The 12,832-nt window shown below is 65.9% G+C and carries 11 protein-coding genes; 4 read left to right on the top strand and 7 right to left on the bottom strand.

Going from position 1 to position 12,832, the window contains the following annotated elements:
• Position 1: 1 nt before the first annotated feature.
• Positions 2–829 (top strand): DUF1206 domain-containing protein, encoded by an 828-nt coding sequence (locus AC5RTE_RS12465; RefSeq protein WP_494041706.1) that lies wholly within the window; start codon positions 2–4, stop codon positions 827–829.
• A 28-nt stretch (positions 830–857) separates the two neighbouring features.
• Positions 858–2,072, top strand: coding sequence for an SRPBCC family protein (locus AC5RTE_RS12460; RefSeq protein WP_494041705.1), 1,215 nt, complete (start codon positions 858–860; stop codon positions 2,070–2,072).
• A gap of 101 nt (positions 2,073–2,173) precedes the next feature.
• Here AC5RTE_RS12460 and AC5RTE_RS12455 read toward each other — a convergent pair whose 3' ends face one another.
• The 6 genes from AC5RTE_RS12455 to AC5RTE_RS12430 all read right to left on the bottom strand — a co-directional run bounded on the left by AC5RTE_RS12455 (position 2,174) and on the right by AC5RTE_RS12430 (position 9,914).
• The gene (locus tag AC5RTE_RS12455) at positions 2,174–3,640 is read right to left on the bottom strand and encodes an FAD-dependent oxidoreductase (RefSeq protein ID WP_494041704.1); all 1,467 of its coding nucleotides are present in this window, start codon (positions 3,638–3,640) and stop codon (positions 2,174–2,176) included.
• A gap of 99 nt (positions 3,641–3,739) precedes the next feature.
• The gene (gene cobA / locus AC5RTE_RS12450; protein ID WP_494041703.1) at positions 3,740–5,011 is read right to left on the bottom strand and encodes a uroporphyrinogen-III C-methyltransferase; all 1,272 of its coding nucleotides are present in this window, start codon (positions 5,009–5,011) and stop codon (positions 3,740–3,742) included.
• A gap of 152 nt (positions 5,012–5,163) precedes the next feature.
• Complete coding sequence (locus AC5RTE_RS12445; protein ID WP_494041702.1) at positions 5,164–6,939, bottom strand: glycoside hydrolase family 5 protein; 1,776 nt, start codon at positions 6,937–6,939, stop codon at positions 5,164–5,166.
• A gap of 137 nt (positions 6,940–7,076) precedes the next feature.
• Positions 7,077–8,024 (bottom strand): ABC transporter permease, encoded by a 948-nt coding sequence (locus tag AC5RTE_RS12440; protein ID WP_494041701.1) that lies wholly within the window; start codon positions 8,022–8,024, stop codon positions 7,077–7,079.
• Complete coding sequence (locus tag AC5RTE_RS12435; protein WP_494041700.1) at positions 8,014–8,739, bottom strand: ABC transporter ATP-binding protein; 726 nt, start codon at positions 8,737–8,739, stop codon at positions 8,014–8,016. Before AC5RTE_RS12435 ends, AC5RTE_RS12440 begins: the two co-directional genes overlap by 11 nt.
• A gap of 35 nt (positions 8,740–8,774) precedes the next feature.
• Entirely contained in the window at positions 8,775–9,914 is a 1,140-nt protein-coding gene (locus AC5RTE_RS12430) for an ABC transporter substrate-binding protein (RefSeq protein WP_494041753.1), read from the bottom strand.
• Between the two features lie 331 nt (positions 9,915–10,245).
• On the opposite strand from AC5RTE_RS12430, the gene AC5RTE_RS12425 reads away from it, so the two are divergent.
• Entirely contained in the window at positions 10,246–10,656 is a 411-nt protein-coding gene (locus AC5RTE_RS12425) for an Hpt domain-containing protein (protein ID WP_494041699.1), read from the top strand.
• A gap of 113 nt (positions 10,657–10,769) precedes the next feature.
• On the top strand, positions 10,770–11,597 hold the full coding sequence (locus AC5RTE_RS12420; protein ID WP_494041698.1) for a glycerophosphodiester phosphodiesterase: 828 nt from the start codon (positions 10,770–10,772) through the stop codon (positions 11,595–11,597).
• A 26-nt stretch (positions 11,598–11,623) separates the two neighbouring features.
• Here the strand turns inward: AC5RTE_RS12420 and AC5RTE_RS12415 are convergent, their stop codons facing one another.
• Entirely contained in the window at positions 11,624–12,790 is a 1,167-nt protein-coding gene (locus AC5RTE_RS12415; protein ID WP_494041697.1) for an RtcB family protein, read from the bottom strand.
• Between the last annotated feature and the right edge of the window lie 42 nt (positions 12,791–12,832).

Below are 12,832 nucleotides of genomic sequence, written 5' to 3'. Positions count from 1 at the left end.
TGTGTCAGAGAGCGAATCCACCATCAGCCAGGCCGCGGATGCCGTTGAGGAGGCCTCCAACCACCCCGCCCTGGACGTTCTGGCCCGGACCGGGTTCGCCGTAATGGCCCTGCTGCATGTCATCATCGGAGCTATCGCCGTCGCCGTGGCTTTCGGCCAACCGGGGGAAGCGGAACCCACCGGAGCCATTGAGCAACTGGCCGCAAACCCGTGGGGCCCGGCAGTCATGTGGGCGTGCGTGCTGGCATGCATCGGCCTGGGGTTGTGGCAGGCGAGCGAAGCGACGCTGCGGGCCCGCCACCTGCCCCGCAAGGAACGCGTATCCAAGCTGATCTCCTCGGGCTTCCTGGCCGTCGCCTACACCAGTGTGGGCTTCAGTTTTGCCGGTTTTGCCGTGGGGATGCGGGGGGATTCCAGCGAGAGCACCCGGGACTTCAGCGCCTCGCTCATGGCTACGTCCTGGGGCCGGTGGGGGCTGGTGGCGCTGGGCCTGACCATCATCGGGATCGGCATTTACTTCGTGTTCAAGGGCGTCCGGCGGGGCTTCAAGGAGGAGCTGTTCCATTTTGACGGCACCCGGCGCGGCCGGCTCATCGACACCCTCGGCGTCACCGGCCATGTCTCAAAAGGCGCCGCCCTTGGCCTCACCGGCCTGCTCTTTGTCATTGCCGCTGCCAAGCACACCCCGGAGGAGTCCACCGGGTTGGACGGCGGCCTCAAAGCCCTCCGGGACCACCCCTTCGGCCCGTACCTGCTCGTGGTCATTGGGGCAGGGTTCATCGCCTACGGGATTTTCGCCCTGATCCGGTCGAGGTTCGGGCGCATGTAGTTCCACCTTTTGTGGGTAGGAAGGAAGCATGACGCATTTGTTGAGGGAGCAACCAGCCGGCGGCGGCGCGGCGCGGGACGTGGTGCCCGGTGCCACGGAGACGGCGGGCCGGGCTTTTGCTGCCCTGTTCCGGCTCCTGAAGGTGGCCCGCCCCGACCGGCCAATCCACCCCAAGGGCATCCGCCTGGATTGCGAACTTACCAGGACCGGCAACCCGGGCGAGCCGAGCGGCCTGGACTGGCTCGACGTTCCCGGGGAGGACCCCGTTGCAGCGCGGTTTTCGCGCTCGGCCGGGCTCCCCGAACGGCTTCCGGACGTCCTGGGGCTTGCGCTCCGGATTAACGACACCGCTGACGTCCTGTTTGCCTCCACCGGCTGGCAGGTGCCCGGAAGGTTCCTGCTCCAGCCCAAGCTCGACGTTCCCTCCGCCACCTTCACCACAATAATGCCTTACCAGGGCCGGAAGGGTCCGGTACTCCTGGGGCTCCGCACCGTAACCCTGCCGGCTGGATCCGTCACCGCCGGCGAGTGGGTGCTCGGGCTGTATTGGGCCAAGCCGGCCGGGCAGTGGCGGCAGTGCGGGGAACTGCGGCTGCGGGCGGCCCCGGAACAGGCTGACACGGCCCTCCGCTTCAACCCCATACGGAACGCACCGCCCGGCGCCGGGATATACGGGTGGACCCGCCGCCTGCGGGAGCGCTCCTACCGGACGGCGCAGCTGCCCGCTCCGCCCGCCGTCGCCCGATCTGCTCCTGCTCCCGCCGGAGAACGCACCAGCCCAGCCGCCCCAGGAAGGAAACCCATGTCCACCGTGTCCCAGTTGTTCAATACTCCTGCCGCCGATGTCTGGCGGGTCATCGCCGATGGCTGGCTGTACTCCGGCTGGGTTGTCGGCGCCTCCCGCATCCGTGCCGTGGATGACACCTGGCCGCAAACCGGTTCCCGCCTTCATCACTCAGTGGGCGCCTGGCCGCTGGTCATCAACGACAGCACCCGGGTGACCGCCGTCGACCCCGGAAAGTCCCTGGAACTGGTGGCGCGCGGCTGGCCCATGGGTGAGGCCAAGATAGTCATCACACTCCAGGACCAGGGCGGGCAATGCCTTGTGACCATCGCCGAGGACGCCATCCGCGGCCCCGGTCAGAAGGTGCCCAAAATCATGCGGGACCCGATGATCACGGTACGGAACCGTGAAACCCTCAAGCGCCTGGAGCTCATGGCTGTCGGCGGAGCAGGCAGGTAAGGGCGACGGGACAGCCCGTCCGTGCTTAAAGCAGGCGGTCCCTTCCCGCCACACCCATAAACGGGCGGGCGGAAAGGGACCGCGCAGTTCTTGTTTTTGCGTTAGACCTGCGCCGCGACGCCGTCGCGGGAGATGGCGACCATGTCCTCGCGCGGCACCACCTTGATACGCTCACGCTTGACTTCAACACCGTGTGAACCGCCGGCTTCCGTTGCTGCTGCCCCCAGCGCCAGCTCGTGCGCGTCCAGGGCAAGCCAGCCTTCCCAGCTGGTGAACTTCACGCCGCGGGCGTCCAGCAGGTCGACGACGGACTCCGCCTCCGGGACGGCGGCCACCGGCAGGTTTTCGCGGTCCTCCAGGAGGTAGGTGACGGTTTCGAGGGCATCGCCCTTGGTGTGGCCGATCAGGCCAACCGGTCCGCGCTTGATCCAGCCAGTGGCGTAGATACCCGGCACATGCTTGCCGTCAGCGTCAAGGACGCGGCCGCCGTCGTTCGGAACAACACCCTTCTTGTGGTCGAACTCAACCTCCGGCAGGGCCGAACCGAAGTATCCGATGGCGCGGTAGACGGCCTGGACCGGGTAGTCCACGAACTCGCCGGTGCCGCGGGCGTTGCCGGTGCCGTCCAGTTCAGTGCGCTCGAACTTGATGCCGGCAACCTTGCCCGGCGTCTCGGCGTCGTCGTAGATTTCCACCGGGCTGTGCAGGAAGTGCAGGTGCAGGCGGCGGGAGGCCTTCAGCTCGGAGAGGTCCTCGGGCTGCTCGGCGATCCAGTTGGTGAGCGTGCCCACCATGGTCTTGGTCTGGTTGTTGGACTGGATCTGGCGGTCGGATTCCTCGTCGAACTCAAAGTCCTCCGGGTACAGGATGATGTCCACGTCCTTGGAGTGGGACAGCTCGCGCAGCTCCAGCGGGGTGAACTTGACCTGGGCGGGACCGCGGCGGCCGAAGACGTGGACGTCCGTGACGGGCGAAGCCTTGAGGCCGGCGTAGACGTTGTCCGGAATTTCGGAGACCAGCAGGTCGTCGGCGTGCTTGGACAAGACGCGGGCCACGTCAAGGGCCACATTGCCGTTGCCGATGACAGCGATTTCCTTTGCCTCCAGCGGCCACTCGCGCGGCACGTCGGGGTGGCCGTCGTACCACGAGACGAAGTCCGCGCCGCCGTAGGAGCCGTCCAGCTCAATGCCGGGGATGTTCAGGTCCGCGTCCTTGACGGCACCGGTGGCGAAGATGACGGCGTCGTAGTGGGTGCGGAGATCCTCGATGGTGAGGTCGGTGCCGTAGTCCACGTTGCCGAAGAAGCGGATGTCGCCGCGGTCCAGCACCTTGTGCAGGGCGTTGACGATGCCCTTGATGCGGGGGTGGTCCGGGGCCACGCCGTAGCGGATCAGTCCGTAGGGTGCCGGGTAGCGGTCAAAGAGGTCAATGCTCACAGTCAGCTCGCCGCTTTTGACGGCTTCGCTCTTGGTGAGGATGTCCGCGGCGTAGACGCCGGCCGGGCCGGAGCCCACGACGGCGACGCGCAGCGGACGTTCGGCAGAACCTACGGTGGTGCTTGATGACACGGCTGTGTTCCTTTTGTTCGTTCCGGCCCAACCAGGTAGCACTAACTGTCGTTTTGAGGGCTCATAACGACAGTTACTGCTACCTGGTTGGGTTGTGGGCTAGGAGGTGAGGATTCGGGGCTTGGTGGTGCGGGGCTGGTTCGGCGTGATGGTGCTGTAGTCAGCGGTTTTGAAGTGCGACGGCGCGAAGGGACTGACGCGCACCACATCACCGATGACTATCACTGCGGGATTTGCGACTCCGGCGGCTTCGGCCTGGTCCGCGATGGAACCGAGGGTGCCGATGGTGACGCGCTGGTTCGGCAAATAGCCGTTTTCAACAATACCAACCGGGGTGTTGCCGGGCAGACCGGCTTTGCCCAGGGCGGACACCGATTCGCGCAGCTGGCCCACACCCATCAGCAGGACAACCGTGTGGTCCGGGCGGGCCGGTACTTCGGTGAGTTCTTCGTGCCCGGTCACCACGCTGAAGCCCTTGGCCAGGCCGCGGTGCGTGACCGGGATGCCGGCGGCGGCGGGAACGGAAATGGCGGACGTGACGCCGGAAACCACTTCAACCTCAACGCCGTGCTGCCGGCAGTACTCGGCTTCCTCGCCGCCGCGGCCCAGGACGTAGGGGTCGCCGCCTTTGAGCCGGACCACGCGGTGGCCGTTGCGGGCCTCCTCAACGAGGATCCGGTTGATGTCTGTCTGCGGGACGGGGTGGTGGCCGGGGGTCTTGCCCACCTCGATGATGCGGACGTCGGGCGCCAGTTCGTTCAGTAGTTCACGGGGGCCCAGGCGGTCAGCGACGACGACGTCGGCCTGGCCCAGGAGCCGGCGGCCGCGGACGGTAATGAGGCCGGTATCTCCGGGACCGCCACCGACGAGGGCGACACTTCCGGCGGAAGCGCGGCGGCGGCGCAGCGGCAGGTCACCGGTTTCCAGGGCTGTGGCCACAGCATCGCGGACGGCCATGGCACGGCGTGGGTCCCCGCCGGCGTTCACGGCGATTTTCACGTCGTCCACTTCTGCCACGGCGGGAGTCCAGGCGGCGGAGGCTTCATGGTCGGAGGCGTTGACGCACCAGATCCGCTGCGCCTCGGCGTCGGCGGAAACCCGGGCGTCCACCGCAGCGTCACCGGTGGCCGTCTGAACGAACCAGACGCCGTCGACGTCGGAGGAAGAGTAGGTGCGCGGCTCCCAGGCGAGGAGGCCGGAGCGGGCCATTTCCTGGAGCGCGTCAGAGGCAACCGGAGCCACGACGGTGACCCGGGCACCCGCGTCGAGCAGACCCTTGGCGCGGCGGGCAGCCACGGGGCCGCCGCCCACCACCAGCACCGGGCGGCCGAGCAACCGCAGCGCTGTGGGGTATATATCCTGAATTGCCATGAATCAACGGTAGGGCCGCGTCACAATCGCCAACAAAGGCCGAGCAACACCAGTTCACGCAAGGTAACGCTGCGTCATACAAGGCCCTGGCGGGCCGTTCGGACTCCCCCACCGCACGCTTTCACGCCACGGCTCCTGCCGGGCATGCACGGTTACCGCAGTTCGCGTGTGAGCGTGTCCTGGAGCAACCGGTTCGGCTCCCCGGGCGGACCCGTGCCGGTGAGGTAGAGGCCCATGTGGTCGTTGTGGTACTGCCAGTAGCCGAAACTGAGATCGTTGTCCTCAAGGAGGGAGAGTACATCGGCCACCCACCGGTCTCCGCCCTTGCCTTCCATTTCGAAGGCCTGCCGTACAAGTCCGAACTCCATGACGGACATGGGGACGTTATGTCGCGCGCCGAAGTCCAGGTGCTTTGCGATTTCGTTGGCCAGGTACTCTTTGCCGAGCTCCACGAAGCCGTTTCCTGCCGCACCCGGTGTTCCGGCGTAAACGTCCAGCTGCAGGCTGATGCGCGGGGCTGACCCGGCCAGGGCTGCGATGTCCTGCCCCCGCATGTAGCCCTGGATGCGGTATTTGTTGCCCGGTACCACTTTGAACAGGTGTGAATCGCTGCTCCAGCCTGCCGTGGCCCCGGCGGCAACGTTGGTGATGGAGAGGCTGCCGTTGTCCTGGTACCCGGCAGCCTCCCGCGCAAACCCCGCCGGTGCCGCGTCATCCCCGCCATACTGCCATTCGTGCCAGTCCCGCGTCCCGTCGCCGTCCAGCAGATCCTCGGTGACTTTCCGGATTTCCGCTCCGTCCGGGCCATATTCGGTCACCACGATGGCATCGAACCGGACGGTTCCCTTCATCCCGCCCTGTACCGTGACCAACGGCGCAGCGGCCGTGGCCCGGTCGTTGTCGATGGGGATGACGCCGCTGTCGTAGGGCGCCCAGTCCGATGTCCCGGGCGGCAGGGATGGAGTGGCGATCCGGTTTTCCGGAAGCAGGACCCTGTCGCCAGTTGAGATGACGACGTTTGGGTCCGGGTAGCGGCCCCCGTCCTTGAGCGGACCGCCGATCCATGAGGCGTACTGGTGGGTGTACTCCATGGGCTCGTAAAAATGGAAGTCGTACACCACGTTGTCATCGTCCACCAGAAAATGGGGGTCGATTCCGGTGGTTCCGTAATGCCCGTTGACGCCGTAGATTCCACCCACCACCAGCAGGTGGTTCCGGTCAACAGCACGCACCGCAGCCACCATGTCCCCTGCCAGCCGCTGCCACTGCTCACCCGTAGCGTCAGCTGTCACCGGCTCGTTCAGCAGGTCGTAAGCGGCGATGGCCTTCTCATCCTTGTACCTCCCGGCGATGTCACGCCACAGGTCCAGGTTGCGCTGCTGCAGTTCCGGGCTGGACCAGAGGTCGAAGCTCACCGCATCACTGGCGCGGTCCAGCCAGAAACCCCCGATGGGGGTATGGAGGTCCAGGACCAGGCGCATGTCATGCTCCTTCGCCCACGCCACGTTCCGGTCCAGCCACTGGAAGAAGAAGTCCGGCGAATCCACGTACCAGTCTCCGTCAAAGGCGAAGCGGACGCTGTTGAAGCCCATTTCCCTGGCCCGCGCCAAGTCGGCTGCCGAGTGGTGCTGGGAGTCCAGGAGCTCATTCCCCTTGAGGTTCCGGTGGTAGAAGTTCGAGAAGTTTACGGCTTTGAGCCTGGTGGGTTCACCGTTGACGAACAGGCCACGGCCGTACGCTGTGACAAACTCGGAGTCCGGCTTCCGGTCGGCGCCGCTGTTGAGGAACACGGTGCATCCCGCCACGATCAGCACAGGAACGGCAACCAGCAGGACCACCAACCACCGGGCCTGCACCCAGGGTTTGCCTGCGCCGCCCAAAATGCGGCGCCACCCATGGGACGGCTCGGAAGTACCGGTACCGGGCACCGCTGTCTCCCCTCGGTCGACGCTTGAAAGCCCAGCTTATTCGCAGCGGTATCAGCTGCCCAGAGAAACGGTAATGCCCGACGGCGGAAGTCGCCGTCGGGCATTACCGCGGTTTTGTCCGGTCCGCCGCCGCCCGGTCAGCGGGTGCTGCCGGCCAGCAGGCCGCGGCTGCGCAGGAGGCGCTTTTCTATCGGGGCGAACACCAGCAGTTCGATCAGGATGCCGACGGCGAGGATCAGCAGGATTGCCGCCATCACCACGGACATGTCGGACAGTTGCCGGCCCTGGTCCAGCAGTGAGCCCAGGCCGAAGCCGATGGTGCCGCCGACCGCGATGATTTCCGCGGCCATGAGCGAACGCCAGGAAAACGCCCAACCTTGTTTAAGGCCGCTGAGGTACCCGGGGAGCGCTGCGGGGAGGATGATCTGCAGTGACATCTGGAGCCGGGAAGCACCGAGGACGGTGCCCACGCTGCGGTACTGCGGCGGAATCTGGTCCACTCCGGAGATAAGCCCGTTGATGATGGACGGGATGGCGCCCATGAAGATCACAAAGTACACGGTGGCGTCGGTCAGGCCGAACCAGATGATGGCGGCCGGTACCCAGGCCACGGACGGCAGCACCTGCAGGCCGGAGATCAGCGGACCGAAGGCGCGGCGGAGCGGAGCCACCTGGGCCAGCAGCAAACCCACGGGAGTCGCGATGGCCACGCTGATGATGAAGCCGACCAGTCCCCGCTGCATGGAGGTCCACAGGGATTCCTGCAGTTTGCCCTCATTCCAGAGGACACCCATCTGGGCCACCACGTCCAGGGGACCGGGCACCAGGTCCCGGCGCTTGACGCCGAGCGAGACGTAGAACTGCCAGATCAGGACCAGGGCAACCAGGGCGGCGATCGGCAGGAGCACCCGGCTCCAGTCGATCCGATGTTTACGGTCGGCGTCGGACTGCAGGGAGTCCAGCCCGGACTCCAGCTCCCGCAGGTCTTCCTTGCCAGTGGATGTGCGCAACAGGGCAGCGTGAATATGCTGGGGTTCGGCCGACGCGGACGGCGCTTCCGCAAGGGGCGTGGACTTACTTGGCATGGCGGCGAATCTCCTCACGCAGCCGGGCCGTAATGACTCCGGTCAGCTGGCCGGCAAGCCCGGCGTCGGTTCGATGTTCCTCGGTGACGGCCCATTCCTGGACAACGCGGCCGGGACGGGAGGACAGCAGCAGTACCCGCTGGCCCAGGCGCACGGCCTCGCGGACGTTGTGGGTCACGAAGACAATGGTGCGCCCGGTTTCCTTCCAGATGCGCTCTAGTTCATCGTGCAGCAGGTCGCGCGTGATGGCGTCGAGGGCAGCGAAGGGCTCGTCCATGAGGAGCAGCTGCCGGTCCTGCGCGAGCGACCGGGCCAGGGACACCCGCTGGCGCATGCCGCCGGACAGTTCGTGCGGACGCTTGTCCCCCGCGGCGCCGAGGTGCACCAGTTCGAGGAGCTCCTGGGCCTTGGCCTTGCGTTCGGCTTTGCCCACGCCGCGGAGCTTGAGGGCCAGTTCGATGTTCTCCCGGGCGGTGAGCCAGGGGAACAGCGCGGCGTCCTGGAACATAAAGGCGGCGCCGTCACTGGGAACTTCGAGGGCGCCCGATGACGGGGCCTCCAGTCCGGCCATGATGTTCAGCAGGGTGGACTTGCCGCAGCCGGAGGCACCGAGGAGGGCAACGAACTCGCCCTTGCCGATGTTGGCGTTGACGTCGTCCAGTACCGGGGCGCCATCGCCGAAGCTCTTGCCCAGGTGTTCCAGTACGACTGGCATGGTGCCGTCCTTAGGTAGTTACGGAAGTGAGGGTGTCAGTCCTGGCCGAGGCCGGCTGCTGAAACAGGTGCGGTGGCGCCGCTGGTGGCGGTGACGTCGTTGAGCGGACGGAGGTCGAACAACCCGTTGATGTCCGCCTGCCTGGTGGTTCCGGCCGCCACCCCGTCCTCCAGCAGCCGGGGGTAGCTTCCGGCCAGCGGGTCAAGGGTGAACGTGATGTTGGCCAGTGACCGTGCGAGGACGTCCCCGGCCAGGGCTGCTCCGGCCGATTCCTGCAGGGCCGCGTTGATGACGCTTGCCTTTTGGGCGGCAGGAGCCTCGTTCAACCAGGCCACCGACTTCGCATGGCCGGCCAGGAGGGCCTTCACCGTGTCCGGGTGGTCAGCGGCGAACTTCTGGTTCACGATCAGGACCGTTGTGGGGAACTCTCCCGGTTTGCCGGTGCCGCTTCCGTCCCACAGGTCCTTTTCATCCACCAGTACCTTTGCGCCGGCCTGGAGCACCAGCCGGGACGCCCACGGCTCGGGCAACCACGCGCCGTCGAGCTTTCCGTCCTGGAACAGCTTCAGCGTCTGGGCGTTCTCGGTGGGGTTGATGGCGACGTCGCCGCTGCCGTCAACGTTGGTTTTGTAGCCCTGGTCTGAAAGCCAGGCGCGGAGGGCAACGTCCTGCGTGCCGCCAAGCTGGGGCGAGGCGAGCGTTTTGCCCTTGAGGTCCGCAGCGGACTCGATGCCCGGCCTGACCACCAGTTGGGCGCCGCCGGCAGCAGCGCCGGCCACGATCCGGACTGACTCACCCTGGCTTTTGACGAAGGAGTTGATGGCCGGGTTGGGGCCAATGTAGGCGGCGTCAATGGCGCCTGCATTTAAGGCTTCGATGGCCGCGGGTCCGGCGTTGAAAGTTTCAGTGCTGAGGGCAGTATCACCGAGGGCGCCTGCCAGGAAGCCTTGGCTGATGCCCACAAGAGCGGGGGCGTGGGTCACGTTCCCGAAGTAGCCCAGCTTCAAGTCGGCGGCGGGTGTGGGCTCGACTGCCCGGGCCTCAGTGTTACGCGAGACAGTGGAGGCAACCACAGCGCCCACCACGATCAGCAGGACCAGCCCGACAGCCAGGGCCGCCTCGATGGCACGGCTGCGCTTGGGAACCGCGCTTTCGCCTGCCACGATGCGGGTCATCCCGGGCTTGGAACTAGTCATTGTTTCACCATAGGGAGTGGCATAAGGCCGTTCAATGAAGCGGAAACGGGGGGTCACGCGGGTTCATCTAGCGTCATAATTGACGGTCGGCGGTCCCACCACTTGGAAGCGCCGGCTTTCCCGCAATGGGAAAGACGAGTACTCCCTACTCGTGCCTGGCCCTCCCCTGCCCCGTAGCGTCCATGGAAAGTCCTGCTGGGAGGCACAAAGGAGTTTTGACTTTCAGGGGCGTTATGGCTAACAGGCTGTTCAGGCATCGGTTGTGTCATGGGGCTGTACTTAGCGCGGAGGTTCACCGGTGGGAGCAACCGTGACCCAGAACGACGGCTACTTACCCCTCCTGGATCCGGCCGTGCTGGTGAGGCTGCGCGAGGAGCTGGACGACGACGAGGGAGTCTGGAAAGTGTTTGTCCAGAACTTCATCGCGCACCTGCCTGAAAGGACGGAGCGGCTGCGTCAGACCCTCACGACCGGTGACCTTAAGGGGGCCATTGACGCTGTCCTCAGCCTCAAAACCTCCAGCCAGATGGTGGGGGCGGAACGGCTGGCGGGGCTTGCCATGGACCTGGAACAGGATATTCGACGCGATACCCGTGACACCGACCCCGCCGTCGCCCTGCCCCAGCTGGCAGCAGCCCACCTCCGGCGGATCAAGCAGTGCAGCCGGCAGACCACCTATCTCCTGCAGGCTGCCCTCAAACAGAAACCGGACCTCAGCTGATGCGCCGTGGGCCCCTTGATTAACCGCAGGGCGGCCGCACTTTTGACCGGACGTTTTTGCCCCGTTAAGGTCCCTCCACCTGGCAGTTGACCTTGCCTCCATAGGTTCTGGTTGTGACCAACCACCAGGTGCTTCCCGCTCTGCAGTTTCCCACTGACTCTCTGAACCACAACGTCGGGCCGGGCTCCCGGAAGGCCCGCTTCGCTCTCGTCGGCCACCGCGGGGCCATGGCCCTGGCACCCGAGAACAGCGCGGCGTCGTTCCGGCTGGCCGAGGCAGCCGGTGTTGACGAAATCGAACTTGACGTGCGCATCACGGCCGACGGCATCCCGATCGTCCTCCACGATCCAACCCTTGAGCGGCTGGCAGCAGGAAGGGGGAACGCCACGGCGTCTGTCACCGGGCTGACGCTGGCCGAGGTGCATGCGGTTCAGCTGGCGCCAGGGCACGAGGTTCTGACTTTTGCCGAGGTCCTCCGGCGGACCACCGCCACGCTTCAGGTGGAGATTAAAGACCCGTCGGCGGTGCCCGCCCTGGCCGCGCTGCTGGCTCAGGACCCGTCCAACACCCGGCGCATCAAGTTCTCCAGCTTCCTCCCGCAGGCACTGTTCCTCCTCACGCTGCACCTGTCGGGAGTACCCCGCGGCCTCATCGTCAGCAGTTTTCCCGCTACGCGCCGGCAGCAGGAAGAACTCGAGGATGTCCTCATCGTTACCGGTGCCGGGGCACTGTATACGGGGTTCGAGCACCTCACTTCCCTGCACGTGGAACAGCTGCAGGCCGCGGGCCTGGAGGTCCACGTCTGGCCCCTGAGGAGCGGCGAAGACCTGGACCGGGCACTGGAGCTCAACGCCGACGGCGGCACGGCCGATGACCCCGGCCAGGCCCGGGCATGGCTCGAGTCCGCACGGGCGCGGAGGGCAGCAGCCGCGCCGGCCTGACCCGGCCAACAATCCGCTCCTGCCGCTCAGTTGCCCTTGACGTTGATGAGTTGCCGCAGCTTGTGCCGGACCGTGACGAGGTCTGCGGCGTCCTGCATTACCTGGTCGATTGATTTGTAGGCGGCGGGAATCTCGTCGATGAAGGCCTCGGATGCCCGGAACTCGATGCCCCTCATGGCTTTCTTCAGCTCCTCCAGGGAAAACGTTCTGCGGGCGGCGTTGCGTGAGTATTCCCTGCCTGCCCCGTGCGGCGAGGAGTTCAGGGATGCCGGGTTGCCCCTTCCTTCCACCACGTACGACGCCGTCCCCATGGAGCCGGGAATGAGTCCGGGATCGCCCGGCGCGGCTTTGATGGCCCCCTTCCGCGACACCCAGAGGGACTTGCCGTAGTGCTTCTCCTGCTGGGTGAAGTTGTGGTGGCAGTTGATTCGCTCCCGTTCGTGGACCGGGCCGCCCACCCACTTGCCGAACTGGGTGCTGACGCGGTCCATCATTTCTTCCCGGTTCAGCAAGGCGAAGTGCTGGGCCCAGCGCAGCTCCGCGATGTACCGGTCGAACTGCGGCGTGCCCTCATCGAGGTAGGCAAGGTCCGGGTGCGGCAGCCGGATCTGGTTTTTCCGGGACACATGCTGGGCAACGCCGATATGGTGCTGGGCGATCTTGTTGCCGATGCCGCGCGAACCTGAGTGCAGGAACAGCCAGACGTCATCGTTTTCGTCGGCGCAGACTTCGATGAAGTGGTTGCCCGAGCCCAGCGACCCCAGCTGCAGCTCCCATTTCGCCACGTACTGGGCAGGGTTGAAGCCTGCCATCGCTGCCTGCTGCTTCAGTTCAGCCACCCGGGGTTCGGCCGTTGGCAGCACCTTTTTATTGTTGTGCCCCGCGGACAGCGGAACCACCCGTTCGATGTCCTCGCGGAGCCGTCTCCGGTCCTTCGGCAGGTCCTTCAGGGAGTACTGGGTCCGCACGGCGATCATTCCACAGCCGATGTCCACGCCCACCGCCGCCGGGATGATGGCGTTCAAAGTGGGAATGACTGAGCCTACGGTGGCGCCCTTGCCCAGGTGGGCATCGGGCATCAGCGCCAAGTGCGGATAGATGAACGGCAGCTCGGCGGTCATCACGGCCTGTTCCCGGGTTTGGGGGTCAAGGATCGAAGCCCAGTTGAGCAGCTTGCTGTTGATGGTCTCCATGCCCGGCCCTTACCCGCATTCGGATGAGGACTAACTTGGGTC

This window comes from Arthrobacter sp. K41 (genome assembly GCF_059089645.1).
This window is presented reverse-complemented; position numbering and strand designations above follow the sequence as displayed.

Excerpts from the sequence above, each read along its gene's own strand:
- AC5RTE_RS12435 (WP_494041700.1), bottom strand. The coding sequence starts at position 8,739 with ATGCCAGTCGTACTGGAACACCTGGGCAAGAGCTTCGGCGATGGCGCC.
- AC5RTE_RS12415 (WP_494041697.1), bottom strand. The coding sequence starts at position 12,790 with ATGGAGACCATCAACAGCAAGCTGCTCAACTGGGCTTCGATCCTTGAC.
- AC5RTE_RS12440 (WP_494041701.1), bottom strand. The coding sequence starts at position 8,024 with ATGCCAAGTAAGTCCACGCCCCTTGCGGAAGCGCCGTCCGCGTCGGCC.
- cobA (WP_494041703.1), bottom strand. The coding sequence starts at position 5,011 with ATGGCAATTCAGGATATATACCCCACAGCGCTGCGGTTGCTCGGCCGC.
- AC5RTE_RS12430 (WP_494041753.1), bottom strand. The coding sequence starts at position 9,914 with ATGACCCGCATCGTGGCAGGCGAAAGCGCGGTTCCCAAGCGCAGCCGT.
- AC5RTE_RS12460 (WP_494041705.1), top strand. The coding sequence starts at position 858 with ATGACGCATTTGTTGAGGGAGCAACCAGCCGGCGGCGGCGCGGCGCGG.